This is a genomic window from Paraburkholderia sp. (genome assembly GCF_036488795.1).
In the GTDB taxonomy this organism is placed as follows: Bacteria; Pseudomonadota; Gammaproteobacteria; order Burkholderiales; family Burkholderiaceae; genus Paraburkholderia.
Genome location: NZ_DASXHA010000172.1, coordinates 60190 through 81177 on the forward strand (window position 1 = coordinate 60190; position 20988 = coordinate 81177).

14 protein-coding genes and 2 pseudogenes are annotated in these 20988 nt (G+C 62.1%); 7 read left to right on the forward strand and 9 right to left on the reverse strand.

Features of this window, described 5'->3' with window-relative positions:
• Window positions 1–348: 348 nt before the first annotated feature.
• A complete protein-coding gene (locus tag VGH41_RS25580) occupies window positions 349–864 on the reverse strand; it encodes a lipocalin-like domain-containing protein (protein ID WP_331600458.1) in 516 nt (171 codons plus the stop codon).
• A gap of 502 nt (window positions 865–1366) precedes the next feature.
• On the opposite strand from VGH41_RS25580, the gene VGH41_RS25585 reads away from it, so the two are divergent.
• Window positions 1367–1975 (forward strand): class I SAM-dependent methyltransferase, encoded by a 609-nt coding sequence (locus VGH41_RS25585; RefSeq protein WP_331600459.1) that lies wholly within the window; start codon window positions 1367–1369, stop codon window positions 1973–1975.
• Between the two features lie 107 nt (window positions 1976–2082).
• Here VGH41_RS25585 and VGH41_RS25590 read toward each other — a convergent pair.
• Window positions 2083–2592, reverse strand: a pseudogene (locus VGH41_RS25590) (LysR substrate-binding domain-containing protein); the annotation flags it as partial.
• 2 nt (window positions 2593–2594) lie between these two features.
• On the opposite strand from VGH41_RS25590, the pseudogene VGH41_RS25595 reads away from it, so the two are divergent.
• Window positions 2595–3359: pseudogene (locus tag VGH41_RS25595) on the forward strand (MFS transporter); the annotation flags it as partial.
• Between the two features lie 22 nt (window positions 3360–3381).
• On the opposite strand, the gene argS reads toward VGH41_RS25595, so the two are convergent.
• From argS to VGH41_RS25610, 3 genes are all read right to left on the reverse strand, one after another.
• Window positions 3382–5118, reverse strand: coding sequence for an arginine--tRNA ligase (gene argS / locus VGH41_RS25600; RefSeq protein WP_331600460.1), 1737 nt, complete (start codon window positions 5116–5118; stop codon window positions 3382–3384).
• A gap of 221 nt (window positions 5119–5339) precedes the next feature.
• Window positions 5340–6362: a Type 1 glutamine amidotransferase-like domain-containing protein gene (locus VGH41_RS25605; RefSeq protein WP_331600461.1), complete on the reverse strand. Its 1023-nt coding sequence runs from the start codon at window positions 6360–6362 to the stop codon at window positions 5340–5342.
• Between the two features lie 56 nt (window positions 6363–6418).
• Window positions 6419–7450 (reverse strand): NADP-dependent oxidoreductase, encoded by a 1032-nt coding sequence (locus tag VGH41_RS25610; RefSeq protein ID WP_331600462.1) that lies wholly within the window; start codon window positions 7448–7450, stop codon window positions 6419–6421.
• A 378-nt stretch (window positions 7451–7828) separates the two neighbouring features.
• On the opposite strand from VGH41_RS25610, the gene VGH41_RS25615 reads away from it, so the two are divergent.
• Entirely contained in the window at window positions 7829–8617 is a 789-nt protein-coding gene (locus tag VGH41_RS25615; RefSeq protein ID WP_331600463.1) for a winged helix-turn-helix domain-containing protein, read from the forward strand.
• A gap of 109 nt (window positions 8618–8726) precedes the next feature.
• Here VGH41_RS25615 and VGH41_RS25620 read toward each other — a convergent pair whose 3' ends face one another.
• The 4 genes from VGH41_RS25620 to VGH41_RS25635 all read right to left on the reverse strand — a co-directional run bounded on the left by VGH41_RS25620 (window position 8727) and on the right by VGH41_RS25635 (window position 14041).
• Window positions 8727–9656 (reverse strand): c-type cytochrome, encoded by a 930-nt coding sequence (locus VGH41_RS25620; RefSeq protein WP_331600464.1) that lies wholly within the window; start codon window positions 9654–9656, stop codon window positions 8727–8729.
• On the reverse strand, window positions 9653–10360 hold the full coding sequence (locus tag VGH41_RS25625; RefSeq protein WP_331600465.1) for a c-type cytochrome: 708 nt from the start codon (window positions 10358–10360) through the stop codon (window positions 9653–9655). The genes VGH41_RS25620 and VGH41_RS25625 overlap by 4 nt, the downstream gene beginning before the upstream one ends.
• Window positions 10361–10388: 28 nt before the next feature.
• Entirely contained in the window at window positions 10389–11195 is an 807-nt protein-coding gene (locus VGH41_RS25630; protein WP_331600466.1) for a formate/nitrite transporter family protein, read from the reverse strand.
• Window positions 11196–11488: 293 nt separating this feature from the next.
• Complete coding sequence (locus VGH41_RS25635) at window positions 11489–14041, reverse strand: hybrid sensor histidine kinase/response regulator (protein WP_331600467.1); 2553 nt, start codon at window positions 14039–14041, stop codon at window positions 11489–11491.
• Window positions 14042–14468: 427 nt separating this feature from the next.
• Between VGH41_RS25635 and VGH41_RS25640 the strand changes: the two genes are divergently transcribed.
• The 4 genes from VGH41_RS25640 to VGH41_RS25655 all read left to right on the forward strand — a co-directional run.
• The gene (locus VGH41_RS25640; protein ID WP_331600468.1) at window positions 14469–15713 is read left to right on the forward strand and encodes a DUF2252 domain-containing protein; all 1245 of its coding nucleotides are present in this window, start codon (window positions 14469–14471) and stop codon (window positions 15711–15713) included.
• Between the two features lie 216 nt (window positions 15714–15929).
• Window positions 15930–16718 carry a YkgJ family cysteine cluster protein gene (locus tag VGH41_RS25645; protein WP_331600469.1) on the forward strand — a complete coding sequence of 263 codons (789 nt, stop codon included), beginning with the start codon at window positions 15930–15932 and terminating at the stop codon, window positions 16716–16718.
• Window positions 16719–16940: 222 nt separating this feature from the next.
• A complete protein-coding gene (locus VGH41_RS25650) occupies window positions 16941–17114 on the forward strand; it encodes a hypothetical protein (RefSeq protein ID WP_331600470.1) in 174 nt (57 codons plus the stop codon).
• Window positions 17115–17207: 93 nt separating this feature from the next.
• A partial coding sequence (locus tag VGH41_RS25655; protein WP_331600471.1) for a filamentous hemagglutinin N-terminal domain-containing protein occupies window positions 17208–20988 on the forward strand: 3781 nt, incomplete at its 3' end.

Consider the following 20988-nt stretch of genomic DNA (forward strand, 5'->3'; position numbering starts at 1 on the left):
TTCGCCTCGTCGTGCTGAGTGTGTTGGTGAGCACGGCGGTAAGCGTGGTGGGTGCGGTTGCGGCGAGTTCAACGGCGAGTTCAACGGGGACTGCCACGATGGGTTCGATCACCGCCGTGCTCGCAGCCAGAACCGGCGACGCGGCCAATGCACTCTTCCCACAGCCGCCGGAAGTGCGCGCACGGCAGCCCGTCTCCGGGCTGCCGCCGCAATGTGCCTTGAAATATGCCGCCGTACTGGACCTGGCAGAGCTTGGACAGCGCTACGGAAAGTCTTCGGATACCTATCTACATGCGTTCGGCAGCGTTGCCGGACAGATGCATACGTGCGACTCCGGTTCGCGCCCGCTTACTTCATCCGTTGCCACACCACCTTCGCCGAGCCGTAGCCAAAACTCCCCGGCGTGACGTAGGTGAGGCGGTCGCCATCAACGGTGTATGGGCGTCGCTGCACGTCGCCGTCCCAGTTTGGAAAGGTGCTCTTTGCGATGTGAAAGACGATCACGTGGGCGGCCGCGTCGACGCTATAGGTGCCGAAATGCGCCACGTTGCCAAGCACGATCCTCTGGTTTTCTTCAGGCGTGCCTGTTTGCCGGTTGTCCGAAGCGAACCGGGGTAGATCCGAGCGAACCCCGAGCAGGACATAACGGCCGTCGCTGTTGAAGATCAACTGACCCTGGGGATGCGGGCCGAGCAGTTCGACGTCGTTACCGCTGCGCGAAACCGTCAATGAGACCAGCGACCACGAACCAACCAGATCGGACGATGCCTGCGCGTCAGCGGGCGGCGCGGCGAGACCGAGGGCGACGCTGAGCATCACGGTCACGATTGCCATTACCGCTGTCGCTGTAAGCATGGATCGCATGATTGCCTCCTGCGCACCTTGATACCGGACGCATGCATAGATCTGACGAATCCTGTCGTGCGTCATCGCGTTCTTGTTGCCGGCCCCCATCCACTTACGGTTATAGACCCGCAGGGATCGACGCGATACCTGTATTGGCACATTGACCCGGCGGGGCGCGGGACAGGTCATCTGGCTGAATTGCGTGCCCTCGAACGCGCGGGGCGTCAACAGGAATGTCGCAACTAAAGGGTTTGTCCGGACCTCGGTAGTACACCAATCTGAAACTGGCGCTTCATACTGGCGTACATGGCCAATTGCGCCGGGAATTTGGCTAGCGTGCACTAGCTTCCAGCATTGCGAATCGGGGTCGAACTCGGCACTCTGACTTTTACGCTGCAACATTTCAAACGGTAAGAAAGACGCCGTCGACCCCGGGGCCAATAAGATGCGAGATATCTCCTACGAAGATCAGACGGTCAATTCATCGAATCCCCTGGCACGATTTGCACACCGAACCAGAATGGTGGTTGCACTCGATCTCGCCAAACGGATCTGCCCGCAGCGCGCCACGGTCGTTGATTTTGGCGCAGGGCCCGGGCTGTTTCTGCACTCGCTCGGCCAGGCGCGCAACGACATCAAGCTGATCGGCCACGATCCGTTCGTCGCGCCGGCCTATCCAGAAATCAAATATGCGGAGTCGTTCACCCATATCGACGACGCGTCGGTCGATGTCCTCACCGCATTCGAAGTTTGCGAACATCTTTATCCACACGAAATCGAGCAACTGCTCGACGACGCGACGCGTGTGATGAAGCCGGACGCGTCGCTCATTATTTCAGTACCGATCATGTACGGCTTTGCCGTCATCCCCAAGGTGCTGAACTGGATGTGGCGTCACAGAAAGACGAGGACCGAATACAACGTCGAAGAGGTCCTGCTTTCGACGATAGGCACCCGGGTGGTCCGCCCGGAAAACCCGCGCGATACGCACAAAGGCTTCGACTTCCGCGAACTGCGCGAGACGGTTGGTGCGCGCTTCACGGTATCGCAGGTGCGGCACAGCCCCATAGCGTGGATGCCATGGTGGCTCAGCTCGCAATACTTCATGATCTGCCGGAAGGCATCGTAGCAACCCGCTGAGGCTCTCAGCCAGGAGCGGGTGCCCGCAGCGCAAGACTCTCAGACCGGCCCGGTGCCGGTCTTTGTTCGTGCCCGCGCGTCATTGCATCGGTTGCTTCAGGTGGGGATCATTGGCGGGATTTCGGCTGCCAGCGCATCGATCGCGCAGCGTGTCTTGAGCGGCAGATAGCGCGTCTTGGGCCAGACCGCGTGAATCTCCTGCGCGCGCGTGCCGCAGCGTTCCCTGACCACCGCGAGTTCACCGCTTTCGACATAGCGCGCCAGCAGCCAGCACGGTATCTGCACCAGCCCAAAACCCGCAATGCCCGCGCCGGCGATGGCTTGTACATCGTCGAGGCTCAGTTGCGGTTCGAAACGCAGTTCGCGCACGCTGCCGTCGCTATCGAGCACACGCCCGGGCGTCACCACGCCGCCGCGCGAATACGCGATGCCTGAGTGTGCATCCAGCTGATCCAGATCCACGCCTTTGCGATGCCGCGCCAGATACGATGGAGCGGCGCCGATGCTCAGGTGCTGCACGCCAAGGCGCCGCGCAGCAAGACTGGTGCTGTCGCGCAGTTCGCCGATGCGTACCGCAAGGTCAATGCCTTCCTCAATCAGATCGACCGCGTGTGCGGACGTTTTCAGGCGCATTGTTCGGCTCAATGGGCATGAACTTCAGTTTCTGGCCGTTCATGATCTATCTGCCGATTTATTTTCACGGCGCGCTTGGCTACGGGAACCTCGGCGCCGGGTTGTCGCTGCTCGCTTATACGTTGCCTACGCTCGTCGTGCCGCCCTTGGCGGAGCGGCTCATGCTGCGTTTCGAGGCGCGCAGGATCATTCCGCTCGGTATGTTGACGATCGGCCTGGGATTTGTGCTGATGAAGCTGGGTAGCGCCGCCGAGCACGCGGACTGGCTCACGATGTTGCCCGGCTGCCTGGCAGGCGGGATCGGTCTGGGGATGACCAACACGCCGGTCACCAACACGGCGACCGGGGCGGTATCGGCGGACCGCGCGGGCATGGCATCGGGAATCGACATGAGCGCGCGCCTCATCAGTCTCGCCATCAACATTGCGGTGATGGGATTGCTGTTGCTCGAAGGCGTGCTGTCGTCTTTGCAGCGCGCGCTCCCCGGGCTTTCGGACAGCACGCAACTGCGCATGCTGGCGCAACGCGTCGCCGCGGGCAACGTGCTCTCTCCCGCTCGAGCGAGCCCGGAGCTGGCCGCGCTGGATCCGCACGGCGCGATCGTGCACGCCGCGCTCGTGCATGGCTTTGGCGTCGTGATGCTGTACGGTGCCTCAGGCGTCTGCGTGTTGGCGGTGCTGAGCCTTGTAACGTTCGGACCTGCCAGACAGGCGCGCACGGCGGCGAACTACGTGGGGTGAGCCGGCACGGATGCGTTGCGTGTCACATCGCCTCGAGCACGTCGATCCCGAGCAGGCCGAGGCCCGTACGCAAGGTATTCGCGGTGAGGCGGCACAGTTGCAAACGGCCATTGCGTACCTCGCCTTCGGCGTTCAGCACCGGGCACGCTTCGTAGAATCGCATCAGGGCCGCGGCGAGCTCGTACAGATAGTTGCAAAGCGTATTGGGCAGCGCATCCTCGGCGACCGCGAGTACAGCGTCGGCAAAGCGCGCCAGTTGTAGCGCGAGCTGCCGCTCGGCCGGCTCGCCAAGACCTGCTACAGCCTTGGCGTCCCATTCGCCGGCGCGCCGCAACACGCTCTGGATCCGCGTGTAGGCATACTGCAGGTAGGGAGCCGTGTTGCCTTCGAAGGACAGCATGCTGGCCCAATCGAAGACGTAATCCGTGCTCCTGTTTTTGGCCAGATCGAAGTACTTGATCGCGCCCGTGCCCACGACGCGAGCCACTGCACGCCGCTCGGTCTCGGGCAATTCCGGGCTCTTTTCGGTGACGAGGTTAAAAGCCCGTTGCGTGGCTTCGTCCAGCAGTTCGGCGAGCTTGACGGTGTCGCCGCTACGGGTCTTGAACGGCTTGCCGTCGTCGCCCAGCACCACGCCGAAACCGACATGTTCGAGCTGCGTTTTCGACGGGACATAGTTAGCCTGGCGAGCCACGGAAAACAGTTGCTGGAAATGCAGCTTCTGGCGCGCGTCGACGACATACAGCATGCGGTCGGCCTTCAGCGTGCCCGCGCGGTAGCGAATCGCGGCAAGATCCGTAGTGGAGTAGAGGTAGCCGCCATCCTGCTTCTGCACGATATAGGCTGCCGGTTCGCCGTCCTTGCTCTTGAACTCGTCAAGGAACACCACTTGCGCGCCGTCGCTCGTCACGGCGAGGCCACGTGTCTGCAGATCGGCGACGACCACCGGCAAGTCGTCGTTATAGGCGCTTTCTCCGCGCACGTCGGCGAGCGTCAACTCCACACCGAGCGTGCGATAAATTGCTTCGCAGTGGTGCATGGAGATGTCCAGAAAGCGCCGCCAGAGTTCACCGACGCGGGGATCGCCGCCCTGCAGCCTGACGACGTAGTCGCGCGCGCGAGTGGCGAAGGCGGGGTCTTCATCGAAGCGCTGCTTCGCCTTCCGATAGAAGACTTCAAGATCCGCGAGTGCCATTTCCGATGCTTCGTCGTGCGCCACGTCGTCCATGGAAGCGGTCAACATACCGAACTGCGTGCCCCAATCGCCGACGTGATTTTGCGCAATCACCTTGTGTCCGACGAAACGCAACACGCGGGCCAGGGCATCGCCAATCACCGTTGAACGCAGATGCCCCACATGCATTTCCTTGGCGAGATTCGGCGACGAATAATCGATCACCACACACTGCGCCGATGCGCCGTCCACACGTGGAACCGCCAGGTGATCGTCGTGCAGGGCGCCCGACATCCACTGCGCGAGGTACCCTGGGGCTACGGTCATGTTGATGAAGCCTGGCCCCGCGATCTCGACATGACTCACCATGCCCGCAAGATCCAGCTTCTCGACCACCGTTTGAGCCAGCGCGCGCGGATTCATGTTGCGCGCCTTTGCCGCAGCCATCACGCCATTGGCCTGATAGTCGCCGTGCTCGGGGCGCCCGGAGGGCTGAACGTTGGCGCTGGCATCTGCACAGCCCGCTGCGGTGAGGGCGTGCTGGACGCGCGCGTTGAGAAGTTGGAGCAGGGTTTGATTCGGCATCGGTTCAGGTAATGAAGTTTTTCGGGGATGCGACCAGACAGGGCTAACAGGTGGCCGTATTTTGCAGTGTCGGGGGAGACGGGCGAGCTGGCGTCGCCACGTCACGTTGCTTAAGGTTTCGGATTAGACCAGCGGTCATAACCTAAGGCGTCGTGACGCCGCACGATTCTACCTTGCCTATGCGCAGCTTCCGGCAGAGGAGGGGGTGGCCGCGAGGCGTGTCAGCGGGGCGGGTCGCCGACGATCTTCACGCCGGGGATATCGCGGCCGTTCTGATGCAGCGTCAGTGCGGTGACCTTGCCATTGCTGTCTTTCTCGAACGAGAGTTGGGCATCGACAACCTTCAGGAAGAAATTGCGCTCGTTTTCCGGGTAAATCTCGATCTTTTGCTGACCGCTCAACTGCGTGAACAAACGGCCCTCTTCGAGCGTGACGGTCATTAGCCGCGGAATCGCCAGGGTATATTGGCCCACGTAAGCGCCAAGGAGCACGGGGTCGAGGCTAACCGACTGTCGTTCCCGCGGCGACGCCACTGAGCCGATCACGTTCACAGACAGAGCGTGCGCGACGATTTCTTCTCCGACGCGCTCAAACCGGTATGCCGTCGAACCCGCCTTCCATGACAAGACCTCATTGATGGCAGAGCCGTCGTAAAGTACCGCAGCATAGTCGGCGATTGCCGTGACCGACGCCAGGCCATGCCGGTTCATGGTTTCGATGACCCCGGCTTTGCGATCTTCGCCGCGGTAGTGAACCTCGCAGGTGTCATGCAGGAGTCCCAGATAGTCGTCTGGCGGCGTGTCGTGATCGTCCGGCGGCGGCACGTGATGCTCGAACCAGCAGATGGCACCCGCGCTCATGCCGGCGAGCAGCACGCCCTTTTCCCAGGCCTGCTTCAATATCGCATCGATACCGAATTGTCGCCATAAGGCCATGGCGCTCTTCGCATTGCCGCCGCTGACAAAGATTGCGTCCTGCTCCAGCAGATGCGTTTTGCATTCGCGCGGATCAACCGCGTTTGCTCCGCCAGGATAGAAGCAAGCCAGGTACGACGTTTCGAAGCCGAGTTCACCGTAGACGCGATGAAAGTCCGCAACGAGAGGCGGATGGTCACCGACAGGTGTGGCAAGCAGACAGATGCGCGGCTTGTCTGTCTGAATCAGTTTGCGCAAATAGGCGTCGATGGGTGAAGCATGTTCGCCCATAGCAAATCCGCCCCCGCCGATGGCCAGAATCCGTCCCATGCGTTTCCCTTTCAAGACCTATCAAGCATTAGTCAATAAGCATCAAGCATCACGCGTTAAGCACTCACCTGAACCAGCACCTTACCAAAGTTGCGTCCGTCGAGCATGTCGAGAAACGCCTGCGGGGCATTTTCCAGTCCCACGGTCACGTCTTCGATATGCTTGATCTTTCCTTCGCGCAGCAAGGCGCTGACCTCGCGAATGAACGCATCGAAGTACTGCTCGGTAAACTCGTAGTTGATAAAGCCGCGAATCTGCAGACTGCGTGTGAGCACGGCGCGCATGGTCTGAGCGAGATAATCCTTCGACGTATCGTGCGATAGCTTGCCCGACAGTTGCGCCATCAGGCCGCAAACGGGTACGCGCGCATACTGGTTGAGCAAAGGCACGACCGCATTCCAGACCGCGTCGCCAATGTTCTCAAAGTACACGTCGATTCCGTCAGGGCAGGCACTCCGAAGTTCATCAGCGAAGTTGGGCAAGCGATGATCGATCGCGGCGTCAAAGCCCAGTTCATCGAGCAGGTACGCACACTTCTTCTCGCCACCCGCAATGCCCACCGCGCGCAGACCCTTGTGCTTCGCGAGTTGCCCGACGAGCGACCCCACCGGTCCGGTCGCCGCACCTACGACCAGCGTTTCGCCCGCTTTCGGCTTGCCGATCACTTCGAGTCCGGACCAGGCGGTAAAGCCCGGCATGCCAAGCACGCCGAGATAAGCGGAGGCATTAAAGCCCTCCACAGCCAGCTTCTTCAAGCCTTTCGCATCCAGCGCTGCGTGCGAACGCCAGCCGGCCTGCACGAGCACGATGTCGCCGGGCACGAATTCCGGTGAACTGGATTCGAGTACGGTGGCCACGCTTTCGCCGGGCATCGGCTGGCCGATCTCCGCTGGCTTTGCATACGACTTGCTGTCGTTCATGCGCCCGCGCATGTAGGGGTCGAGTGACAGCGTATCGATGCGCACCAACACCTGGCCGGCACTGGGGACGGGCATCGAAACGGTCTCGACGCGAAAATTCTCAAGGCTTGCACGCGGGGTCGCGGGACGCGATGCGAGCACGACCTGGATTGCTTGTTGGGTTGCCATCGTGTTCTCCGGAACAGTGACGCCAGGCGTTGGGCTTGAACTCAACGGCGTCCAGAAGATCCATTCTGCCCCCAAACACGATTTCGTTCAGGTTCCGGCGTATTCATGCGTCCGTGTTGCCCGCCACACTTTCCGTACGGGCGCATCGCTACGCCACTACCTTGCCTTCGTGGAACTGGCCAAAACCAGACTTCGACAAGCCGGCGTTTCTTTGGAATAAACCAGAAGCGCTGGCTGTTCTGTGCAGTAGACACATGCACTACACGTCGACAGCAGTGACCCTTGCCGTCTTCAACAGATCTCTGATGAAGACAACACTCGCGAATTGTGAGCGGCGCGGAAGGTCGAGCCGAAGATCTTTGCGAAACAGGATGACATATGAGTGATGCGCTGCATCGTCAGGGCGGGACGAGGAATGCACTGGTACAAGGCGAACTGCTCAACAACGTCCTGATTATCGAAAGCTCACAAGACATTGCGCAATCGATTAGTGAAAATCTAAGGAAAGCGGGGCTATGCACGCTAGTGGCTTTAGACTCTGTGCGGGCGTGGCAACTGTTGGCCACCGTATTGCCTGACGTGGTTCTATTGAACTGGCTGCTGGCCAATCAATCCGGGGCGTCGGTTGCAAATCAGCTGCGGTCCAATCCTGCGACAAAACATATTCCGATCGTCATGCTGGGTGCGCGCAAAGACAGGCGACGCGACGACGATCTGGTGATGAATGTGGATGGCCATGTCACACACACGCAACGCTATGACGAGATAGTTGCCGCTGTGATTGCGGTGCGGCGGCAGCGGCAAATCCCGCGGCTGACCGACAAAGCGGTGAGTCTGGGCGGCCTGACGTTGGATCCGGCAACGCGGAGGGTCTATGTCGAAAGAGCAGGTGTACGAACCATGCTGTCTGTCGGACCAACAGAATTGCGCCTGCTTTACTTTTTGATGACCCATCCCGAGCGGATTTTCACTCAGAATCAATTGCAAGAGGAAGTGTGGGGTGGACGCATTTTCTTTGGTGAGCGGACGGTTTACACCTATGTGGCGCGGCTTCGCGCGTCACTTCGACCGGGTCGATGCGATTGCATGATCGAAGCAATTCACCGCGTCGGATACCGATTTGTCTCAACAGGCGCAGCTGACTCCGGATCGACCCAGGCGAACTGAAAAAGGCTTTGTTCGGTAAGGTGACCGCCGAGGCACGCCGTCGCCGGCATATCGCGCAGACGGCCATCATTTTGCCAGGCTCCCTTGGCGAAATTCAGGAGCCGCAACGTCAAGGGCTTCCGAGCACGTGACCATTCACCGTTTTGCCGTACATCGAGTAGGGCGAGTCGTGGTATCGGGTGCGAGTGGTTTCTACTGATCCGTTGAAACGAGGATCCTGGGGCCGTTCCTGGCTGTCCATAAACATCGCTACGTCCCACGCCTGCTGGTCGGTAAGCGAGCCGCCCAATGCAAGCGGCATGTTGGCCTTGATGAAACCCGCTGCGTTCTGGATTTCGTGCATACCCGCGCCCCAATTGAACGAACGTGGCCCCCACAGCGGAGGAAAAACGGTCTCTCCGTCGCTTGACTGCCCTTGGCCGTCTGAGCCGTGGCATAGCGCACAATGCTGGGCGAACACCTCGCTGCCGCGCTTGTAGTCGGCCATCAAAACAGGCGCGGGCAGTTTGGGATAACCGCGTCCCGGCATCTTCTCGCCGACCGGTGCACCCTTGGCAAGCCAGAATGAGTACGCTTCGAGCGCGACCAACACCGGATCGCCTAACGGGGGCGCCTTGCCATTCATGCTGTACCGGAAGCATCCTTGCATGCGCTCAGCGAAAGAGTTGACGTGACCATCCTTGCTTCGATACGCAGGGTATGAGACGTAAGCGGCCCAAAGCGGGCTGGAATCGGGCCTGCGCCCGGCGTCAAGGTGACAGCTCGCGCAGTTGAGAGAATTGCCGACATACTTGCCGGCAAACTCCCGCGTATGCATGAAAATCTCCTCGCCTAGTTTGACGGACTTGCCGAACTCGCCGGTAGGCATCGCGGCCTCGGGTGGTGGTGCAAAGGATCGCGCCGGGACCGGACCGGGCGCTTTGCCAGCCTGATCAGGAGGGGTCGCCTCGAACTGCGTCTCTGGCGTGTGAGCGAGAGAGAGGGTGAGGATGAGGCTCGCTCCAAGGGCTGCGCACAAAATAATGGAGCGGGGTCTCATGGATGACTTCCGTTCGGATCGCCGGTGGGAACGCCGGTCTGTGCTCCGTAGTAGCCGGCGACAGCGACGATATCCGCATCCGAAAGTTTGCTTGCTACAACCTGCATCAGCGCCATTGGACCAGGAGGCCTTGTTCCGTTCTTCCAGTTGTGGAGCTGGCGAGCGAGATAGGAAGCCGGCTGCCCCGCGAGCGGCGGAAACGATGCGCCGACACCCGCGCCACGCGGGCCGTGACATTGGGCGCAGGCGGGCAGCCCCGTATCCCAGCGTCCGCGCGTGGCGATCCATGCACCGGTTTGCGCGGACGTGACCGAAGCACCAGCCTCCGGTTTAGCGGCCGCCGAAGTCCGCAAATTGCTGAGATAGTTCACGAGGGCCACGCGCTCTTCAAGCGTAAGTGTCTTCGCGATCGGACTCATGATTGGGCTTTGACGCTCACCTGAAGCGAAGGCGGCCATCTGTTCCGACAGATACGCAGCGCTCAAGCCTGCGAGCCTTGGAAAGCCCGCTGATACATTGCCTTCGCCGCTGACACCATGACAGCCGACGCAGGCTGGAGCACCTGCAGATGTGCCATGTTTCGCAATCTCCATTCCTGTCGATGCATCACCTGCCCGTGCATTCATCACGCTTAGCAGGAAGATGGTTCCGCTCAACAGTGAAGCGCGCAAGGTTTGCGTGCGCGTGTGTCGATCCGCCGCCATGTGCCGTCTCTAATGGAGTGATGGCGCTTCAAGCGCGCTCGGAGGCAGGTACGCGAGCTTGGGACGGATGGCCGAGACCATCTTGCTGTAGCCAGTAGCCGAGGCCCATGAAGATAGCCCCGCCGGCCAGATTGCCCGTGGTCACGAAGATCTCATTGTGGATAGCCCCGGCAAGCGTGATCGAGACGGGGTGATCGGCCATCAATGCAAGCGCGAACGCAAACATGTTCGCCACACTATGCTCGAAGCCGCTCGCGACAAACGCGAAAATCGGCCAGAAGATCAACCCCAGCCTGGCTGCGTCGTTCGTCGTACGTGCGGCCATCCAGATCGCGAGGCAAACCAGCCAGTTGCAAAGAAGACCCCTGGCGAACAGAGGCAGACCCGGCGCAGTCATCTTTGCTTGCACGGCCTTAAAGAAAACATCTGAACCGTCAGTCAACGGAACCCCGCCGCCCGCCGCGTGCAAAATGGCCGCTAGAACCGTCGCACCTATGAGATTTCCGATCCAGCATGTCACCCACACCATCAACATGCTGCCGATGCCCGCTTCTCCCTTCAACACGGCAAGCGGCATGTACATTGCTGTTCCCGTGAACAGGTCGGATCCGGCGAATACGACTATCGTAAGGGCGCATGCAAATACGGCCCCCATCACGAGGTGCACATAGGCAGGATCGACATGTGCGCCAACCGAAAACATGAGGATGTCGCCGAACCCGATATAGGCGCCCGCCATTGCCGAACCAATCAGAAAAGACAGCGGCGAGTGCAGCGCAGACGACGCTTTGTGAGCACCTACCTTCGCGAATTTGTCGATACTTTCTGCGTACATCGTGACTCCAGACGAGGATGCACCTCTGCGGCCCGAGAGGTGATAGGGGGAACTGGAAGCTGACGCGTATGCCAGTTCTCTGGGTTTGATAATCGCCAGGAAGTCCGTGAAAGTCGACTATTGGTGTGACTCGCTGCAGCTGTGCTCCTTGATATTGAAGAAGTGTGTATTCCTTTATGTTTTGTTGCTGTTTTATTCCCGGCCAGGAAAAAAAATTTTGGCCAGCTTTCGAAAGGGATTCGCAATTGAAGGTGTAGCGGGCTGTCACGAACCCAGTGTCCGGCGCTAGGGCTTTACGATGCTGGTTCGGCGTCCTCGACCCAGCTCGCCAGTTCGCGTCGCAAAGTGGCGATATCGCACGGTTTCGGCAGCAAGCGGGCACCAGGGATTGCTTCACCGATGTCCGCATGCTCGCCATAGCCGGATATCAGCAGCACGCGAAGGTCCGGCTGGAGGACGCGCAGTGCGCGCGCCAGTTGATCGCCGGAGAGACCGGGCAAGGTCACGTCGCTGAGCAGAATATCGAAGCGAGTGGCTGGAACGTGCTGCAACGCTTCTTCAGCGCTACCGACTGCGGTGCATCGGAGTCCAAACGTTGCGAGCAGTTCGCACATTGCCTCACGCGAGGCCACGTCATCCTCCACCAGCAGGACATGAGCCGGCGGTACAACGGCGTGCCGTGCAGGTTCGCAGCGCAGCGCCGGCGTGCTGTCGGGCGCGTGCGTCTTGCGGTGAGCATGCATCACGCTGCGTACGGTATGCGCCAGGTCGTCACGGCGATAGGGTTTGCCAAGCAGGGTCACGCCCGGATCGAGCTTGCCGTGGTGGAAGATTTCGTCACGTGTATAGCCGGACGTAAAAAGCACCGGAATGGGCGGCAAACGCAGCGCGGCGCGGCGCGCCAGCTCGACGCTCTTGACCGCGCCGGGCATCACCACGTCGGTAAACAACAGATCGATGTGCACGTCGCTGCCGAAAAATTCCAGCGCAGTGTCGCCGTCCGATGCCGTCAATACCTTGTAGCCGAGTTGCATCAGCATCTCGACAGCGGTGAGCCGCACATCCGCATCGTCTTCAACAACGAGAATCGTCTCGCCGCCGCCGGTGGGCGCCATGTCGCGATCGACCGGTTCAGCGGTTTCCGCTTCGCGGCAACGCGGGAAATACAGCTGTACTGTCGTGCCGCAGCCCGGCGCGCTGTCGATCAGCGTATGTCCGCCGCTCTGTTTGACGAAGCCGAACACCATGCTGAGACCCAGGCCCGTGCCGTGGCCATTGGGTTTGGTGGTGAAAAACGGCTCGAAGGCGTGTTCGAGCACCTCGCGTGGCATGCCGACGCCCGTGTCCGAGACGGTGAACAGCACGTATTCGCCAGGCGGCAACTCCGCCGGATCGTGACCATGCGCGTGTTCCAGCACGGCGTTGAGTGCGCCGATGGTCAATGTGCCTTCGCCGCGCATCGCGTCGCGGCCGTTGATCGACAGGTTCAGCAGGGCGTTTTCGAGCTGGTTGCGATCGGCCAGGATGTTCCACAGATCACCCGCGAGGGCGATCTCGACATGGATCGTTTCGCCCAGCGCACGCCGCAGCATTTCGCTCATGCCGTTCAACAGGCGCCGTGGATTGATCACCGCAGGAGAGAGCGGCTGGCGGCGCGCAAAAGCGAGCAGATGCGCGGCCAGTCGGGCACCTCGCCGCACGGCCTGGGTTGCGGCGGCGATCCGGCGCTGCGCGGTCGGATGATGCTCGGCTTCGGCGGCGAGCATCTGCAGATTGCCGTTGATCACTTGCAGCACGTTGTTGAAGTCGTGAGCGACACCGCCGGTCAGGCTGCCGATCGCTTCCATTTTCTGTGCCTGCCGCAGTTGCTCTTCGGCGAGCGCTCGCGCGGCAACCGCGTCCGTGACGCGCTGCTCCAGCGTTTCGGTCAGATGCAGCAACGCCTGCTCGGCAATCTTGCGTTCATGAATGTCGATCAGCACGCCGGGAAAGCGATAGGGCGTGCCGTCCGCGTCGAACTCGCACTGGCCGTTTGCCTGCACCCAGATGTAGCCGCCGTCGGCACGGCGAATCCGGTATTCCGCCCGATAGGGCTTGCCGGTTCGGGTGGCTTCGCGCGTCAGGCGCTCGGCCTGGGCGATGTCGTCGGGATGAATGGCCTGCGCTGCCACTGCGCGCGATACGCCACGGCTCGCCTGTTCCGCCGAAACGGCAAAGGTGCGGGCAAAACGTTCGTCGCCAGTCAACGTGTCCGCCTTGATGTCCCACACCCAGGTACCGAGCACCGCGCCGGTGTTGAGCGCCAGTTGCAGGCGCTCGTTGGTTTCGCGTAACGCGGATTCCGCGTGCTGGCGCCAGCGCTCGGTGAGCACACGCCCAGTGGTTTCCACGACGATGGCGATCACGCCTGCCGGCGCGCCGCGGTCGTCTGCAACCGGACTGTAGTACAGGTCCATCCACACGTCTTCGGGCTTGCCGTTGCGCAGCAGCACGAGCTCCTTGTCACGATACGACAGGGTGCCTCCGGCGAGGCACGTATCCATGACATGACGGTTGAACGAGGCCACTTCGGGCCAGCCCAGTTCCACCGGACTGCCGAGGAGATAAGGATGGCGGCCGCCCGCGAAAACCGCATAGGCGTCGTTGTAGATCATGTAACCCTGCGGGCCCCATAGCATCACCAGCGGCACCGGCGAGCCCAGCACGAACTGCACCGCGGCCACCAGACTTTGCGGCCAGCTTTCGATGGCGCCGAGTTCGGTGACCGTCCAGTCGAATGCCCGGATGCGCTGGGCCATTTCCCCTTTCCAGCCGGGGCAACCGTGGTCTTCAGCCGTGAATGGCATTGTCCCGCTCCACAGATGTCATGTCGATCAGCACTGCCGGTGCGGCACGACGTACCGACATGTCGTGAGCGTGTGCGCGGCAAAGCGAATGCTAGAGGACAGCAAATAATTGTAGGCCACAACGACCCATGGATGAGCGGCGCGACCGTGAACGTAGGCCGGTGCCGTCGTTCAGATCAATGGACGCTCGGTCGTTCTGGTATGAACCTGTCGGCCTGCTGCAGAAAACGGGAGGTGGCAAGGCTTGGGGCTCCGCATTGAGGGTATGGCATTGGTATTGCGGTAGCAATCCGCGTTCCTGACCATGAGGTTGGTGTATCCGTGTTCGAAGACTGCGTGTCAGATTCAGCGCACGCTCGAGCGTGCGGGCGGGGCGGGCATGGCGGCTGCTTGCCAGAACGGGTTTCAACGCCCACTGGACGCCATCATGCCCAAGAAGAACGCCACCCTTAAGGGTGATCGAAAGCGGGGTTTTCCCAAACCCGGCGACCGGCAGGATCTGCTGATCACCCGCCGCAATGCCAGGATGGCGCGCTCGGCGCATGCCTATGTGCGAGGCAATACCGGCAAGTTCTACGAATGGCTCGACGGCATCGAGGGCCATGCGTTGCCAGAAGGCCCTGCCATCTGGATCTGCGGCGACTGTCATGCCGGCAATATCGGACCGGTTGCGAATGCGCAAGGCCGCGTGGAAATCCAGATTCGCGATCTGGATCAGACGGTGATCGGCAATCCGGCACACGATCTGATCCGGCTTGGCTTATCTCTGGCCACGGCCGCGCGCGGCTCGGATTTGCCGGGCGTCACCACGGTTCACATGATGGAGGCGCTCGCCGACGGCTACGAGCGCGCCTTCGACGACGACTCGGATCACACCGACATTCAGGCTGAGAAACCGGAAGCGGTGCGCGTCGTCATGAAGGAAGCGGTGCGGCGCTCCTGGCAGCATCTGGCGGAAGAGCGCATTGAGGATGTCGAGCCGCAGATTCCGCTCGGCAGCCGGTTCTGGCCGTTGTCGAAAAGCGAGCGGCGCGAGATCGAGGCGCTGTTCGAAAAGCGCACCGTGGCGCGCCTGGCGACGGCGTTGCGCTCGGAGGATGAGGCGGCGCAAGTCTCGGTGCTCGACGCGGCGTATTGGGTCAAAGGCTGCAGTTCGCTCGGACGTCTGCGTTACGCGGTATTGCTCGACGTGGACGGTGCCGCGCTGGACGGCGACGACCTGTGCCTGATCGACATCAAGGAGGCCGCCCAGGCCGCCGCGCCGCGTTATGCGGGCGCGCGCATGCCACGCGACAACGCGCTGCGGGTGGTCGAAGGCGCGCGACATCTCGCGCCGTTTCTCGGCGAACGGATGCGCGCCGCGCGTCTCGAGCAGCGGCCGGTGGTGATCCGCGAACTGTTGCCGCAGGACATGAAACTGACCATCGAACAGCTGACGCGCGACGAAGCGATGCGCGCGGCGCGGTTTCTGGCGCTGGTCGTGGGCAAGGCACACGCGCGTCAAATGGATGACGCCGAACGCAAGGCGTGGCTTGCCGCGCTGCGACGCAGCCGCAGCAAGACGCTCGACGCGCCGCCCTGGCTGTGGAAGAGCATCGTCGAACTGGTGAGCGGTCACGAAGCCGGGTATCTGGAGCATTGCCGACGTTATTCGCTGGGCGCCAGGGCGTGAGTGGGAGGGTGATCGAAGCCGAAGGTCATGGCGTTCTGCATTGCCGTGTGGCACGCCGCGATTCTAGCCCTGAAAAATATTTTCTGCTCACCTGTAAGAACCGCCGTTTGATACCGACTAAGCCGAACTGCTTGTGCCTGGCGCAACCGTTCGGCTCGCCCGTCCGGTTGCCAGGCACGAAGCTGGATAACCGGAGCGCGGCGCGGCTGAATGAGCATGAACATAAGCAGGGATCTGGATTTCGACTGCACGATGTGCGGGAAGTGTTGTCATGGATTGCGGGTGCCGTTGACCGTGAGCGAGGCGCTGGCGTGGCTCGGGCGCGGCCATGACGTACAGATATTGTGCGAGGCGCTGCCGTGGCCGGAAGAGCCCGCCGCCGACAACCAGCAGGCTCTGCATAAGCGGCGCCGCTCGTTCGCGGTGATGAGCGGCAGCTTGCCAACGCGAATCGTCGTGATCCTGACGGGTGCGTTTGCCAGTCCGTGTCCGAACCTGCAGCCGGATATGCGCTGCGGCATTTACGACGAGCGGCCGCTGGTTTGCCGTATCTATCCGGCTGAGATCAGTCCGTTTGTCGAGTTGTCGCCACGGGACAAGAGCTGCCCGCCTGAGGCGTGGAAGCCGGGTTTGCCGCCGCTGATGCGCGGGGGCACCCTGGTGGATGCGACCACCGCGGCGCTGATTCGGCAATCGCGCGAGACGGATGTGCAGGATGTGCCGGCTAAACAGTTGCTGTGTGAGCAGCTTGGGATCGATACGGCGGCTGTATCCAATGAAGGCTTTACGGTTTTTTCGCCGCGCCGCGAGGATTTGTTGGCGGTGCTACGGGGAATTCGAAGCGCACCGGCGCTGCCGAAGGCGCAGCAACGGGGATGGCGCTACGCGTCCAGGCGACGCGCGACGGTTGACGTGCTCGCGTCGGTGGGGGCGCTGGGCGTTCATGTCGAAGGGGATGAGGATGCTGCGTTCGAGTATGTGGGGTTTTCGGCGGGAGAAGGGTGATCTGCACGCTGTGAAGACGCATGCGGATAAGCGTTGCATATCAGGTACTTGAGGAGGGTGCATCTGGGTTGTCCACAACCTTATGGACAAATTCTGGGGATAACTACATCCCGCGACGCGCCGCACGACGTTCACAAACATCTGTGCCACCCGAATTCAACCGTCTGGTTGTGGGCACCCGGCTTCCGGCGTCCGGTTGTCCGTACGGTGAAGCGAACCCCGTTGAATACCTGGACGTCGAGCAGCCTGCTGCCTGCCGGTTATCAGGACTGGTGCGAGCAGGTTCTCGAAGACGATGGGCTTGTCGGGCGGCGCCACCAGTTTCAGCTCATCCGCAATGCGCGGGATTTTCTGACGGCGCTCCCCGCAACGCACGAGAGGTTCAAACCGATCTGACGCGAACGTTGCAGCATTGCAAATCTTGACATTTTGCCCGGTGTCATCCGTTAGTTTACGGCCGGTTAATAATCCGTAATACGAAACAAAATAATGAACCGGAAGACATACAGGCTGGTGTACAGCCGACTGAGAGGAATGCTTGGCGCGGTCGAGGAAACCGCCGCGGCATCGGGCAAGGACGCAGGACAGACCGCGGTATGCGGCAGAAAACCGCCGGGTGCGATTTTTTTGGTGCGTCCCATCGCGTTTGCCGCGCCTGCGTTGCTCGGCGTGCTGCACTCGTTGACGTTCGCGCAGATCGTACCGGGCGGTGTGCACGCGCCCTCAGTCGTGCAGACGCAGAACGGGATCGACCAGGTCAACATCAACCGGCCATCTGGCGCTGGCGTGTCGATGAACACCTACGGCCAGTTCGACGTGCCGCAGAAGGGCGCGATCCTGAACAACTCGCCGGTCATCGTGCAGACGCAGCAGGCGGGCATGATCAACGGCAATCCGAACTTCGGTGCCGGCCAGTCGGCGCGCGTCATCGTCAACCAGGTCAACAGCAGCGCAGCGAGCCAGATCAACGGGCATCTGGAAGTCGCGGGGCAGCGGGCCGAGGTCGTGATCGCGAACGGCTCGGGCATTTCGGTCAATGGCGGCGGGTTTATCAATACGTCGCGGGCCATCCTGACCACGGGGACGCCGAACTTCGCGCCAGACGGCTCCCTCGCAAGCTTTGACGTGACGGGCGGCAACATCAGCATCCAGGGCGCAGGGCTCGATGCAGGCGGTACCGGGCAGGTTGATCTGCTTTCCCGTGCGCTGCAGGCGAACGCCGCGATCTACGCGAAGAACCTGAATGTCGTGACGGGCGCGAACAGCATCAGTCATGACACGCTCAATACGACAGCCATCTCGGGTGACGGTGCCGCGCCATATGTTTCCATTGACGTCAGCCAGCTTGGCGGCATGTATGCGAACCGTATCGTGCTGGTCGGCACGGAGAACGGTGTGGGGGTGTCCACCAAAGGCGTGCTGGCCGCCCAGTCGGGTGACCTGACGCTGACCACGCAGGGCAAGCTCATCCTCGCTGGACGGACGAATGCGAGCGGCAATATGAGTCTCGCTGCGCGTGACGGTATCGACAACAGCGGGACCACCTACGCGCAGCAGAATGTCGCAGTGGGCACGTCCGGCGCGCTCACGAACAGCGGTGTGCTGGCCGCGCAGCAGGACACGAGCGTCAATGCGGGCAGCGTGGCATCGACCGGCACGCTCGGCGCGGGTGTGAACGGCGACGGCAGTCTGGCGCAGTCCGGTGACCTGTCGGTGACAGCGAGCGGCGCACTGACCGCGACCGGGCGCAATGCGGCGGGCGGCAACGCGGCGCTCAATGGCGCGACGCTCAACCTTGCCGGAAGCAGCACGTCTGTCAATGGCTCGCTACGGCTCACGGCAAACAGCGGCGATCTGAACCTGTCGGGCGCAACGGCCACGGCCGGCGGCACGCTGGACACGCGCGCCGCCGGGACACTGACGAACGATGGCGGAGTGCTGTCCTCGGGCGGTGCGCAGACTGTCACGGCGGGCGCGCTGTCCAGTCGCAACGGGCAGATTGTTTCGGGCAGTACGCTCAACGTGGCGGTAACAGGTGACTTGTCGAACTCGGGAGGCACGCTGCAGGCGGCGAGCGGCCTGTCCGCCAATGCCGGATCGCTCGATAACACGGGCGGTCGCGTTGCGGCGCTGGGGGCGGATGGCCTGACTCTGGTGATGCGCGGTCTGCTGAATAACGGCGCAGGTGACACCGGGGCTGGCGCCATCGGAGGCAACGGCAATGTGACCGTGCAGGCCGGCCAGATCGCGAACGCCGGTTCCCTCACTGCAGTCCAGAGCCTGATAGCGACGGCGGTGCAGACGCTGTTCAACAGCGGCACGCTGGCGGCGAACAGCAATGTCACCCTGTCTGCAGGTTCGGTGCTGACGAACGCGAACGCCATCACGGCCGGTCAGCTTGCAACGCTCTCCGCGGCGACCTTCGACAACAGCCACGGCAACTTCGGCGCCAACCGGCTCGCGCTGCATGCGACGAACCTCATCAACCACGGCGGCACCATCACGCAGACTGGCGCCGGCGCAACGACACTCGACGTAACCGGCACGCTCGACAATTCAAACGGCACATTCCAGAGCAACAGCACCGACCTGACGCTTGCACCGGCCACACTTGACAACGACGGCGGCACCCTCATCCACGCCGGTAAAGGCGTACTGACGATTGACGCGGGTAACGGCGCGGGCACAGTGTCCAACGTCGCGGGCACGATTGCCAGCAACGGCCAGAGCGCGATCCGGACCGGGACGCTCAACAACACGGCGGGCTCGCTCACCGGTCAGAACGGTCTCGCGGCAACGGTCGGCGGCGCGCTGGACAACACCGACGGCAGGCTGCTTTCGAATACGGACCTGAGCGTTGCCAGCGGCACGCTGAACAACAACGGCGGCCAGATCGGCGCGGGCGCGAACGAAACGATCCATACCGGGTCGCTAACGAATAACGGTGGTTCGATGGTCGCGCCGAACCTCACGGTGACGACCGCCACGACGCTCGACAATCGCGGCGGCGACATCGAGGCGAACCAGCTCGCGCTGAGTGCGACGGATCTGCTGAACCACGGCGGCACGATCACGCAGTATGGCGTGTCGTCGATGGGCTTCAATGTCAGCGGCGCGTTCGACAATGCCCACGGCACCTTCCAGACCAACAGCACCGACCTGACGCTGGTCCCAGCTTCGCTCATCAATGACGGCGGCACGATCCTCGACGCCGGAACGGGCACGCTGACGATTGCACCGGGCAACGGCGCGGGTTCCTTCTCGAACGTCGGCGGCCAGATCATCACGGCAGGCCAGATCGCCGCGCGGGCCGGCAGCCTGAACAACGCGAACGGTGTGCTCGCCGCGCAGGGCAATCTCGTGGCCAGCGTCTCGGGCGACGTGGACAACACGCAGGGCGCCGTTCGCTCGCTGTCGTCCCTGTCGTTCGAGAGCGGCGGCACGCTGACGAACACGCACGGACAGATCCAGTCGGGCACGGGGGCCGCGGACGACGCGAGCACGCTCGGCATTCAGGCCGGGGTCATCGACAACACGAACGGTCTTGCCGGCAATCTCGGCACGGGCGAGACGACCGTACACGGCGGCCGCCAGACCGTGAACACGGGCGGCGTGATGACGGGTAATGGCCATGTCACCGTCGACACCCCGGCGCTCGTCAATACGCTCAACGGCCAGACGGGCGGCCAGGCGGGCGGCCAGATCAGCGGCGCGAACGTCACCGTGCAGGCCGATAGCGTCGACAACAGCGGCGGCCAGATCGGCAACCTGAGTGGCAACCTGAGCGGCTCGAACGGCGATATCGCGATCACGACGACGGGCGCGTTGACGAACACGAACGGGCAGATTGGCGCGACCCATAACCTGTCCGTCAATGCCGCGGCGCTCACGGGCGGCGGCACATACAGCGCGGCCAATGATGTCGCGCTCAGCGTGCAGGGCGACTTCGCGCTCACCCGTGACTGGCAGTTCGCCGCGGGTCACGATCTCACCTTTACGGTACCGGGCACGCTCAGCAACAGCGCAACGCTCGAAGCGGTGAACAACCTCGGCATCCACGCGGGGGATATCACCAGCAGCGGCGTGATGGTGGCGGGCGGCACGCTCACGACGCACTCGAATACCCTTGAAAACACGGGTGCGATCGTGGGTGGCAGCGTCTCGCTCAATGCCACGCAGACCATACAGAACGTCGGAGCCGCCGCACTGATCGGCGCGACGGACCGCAACGGCACGCTCGAACTGCTTGCTCAGGACATCGAAAACCGCG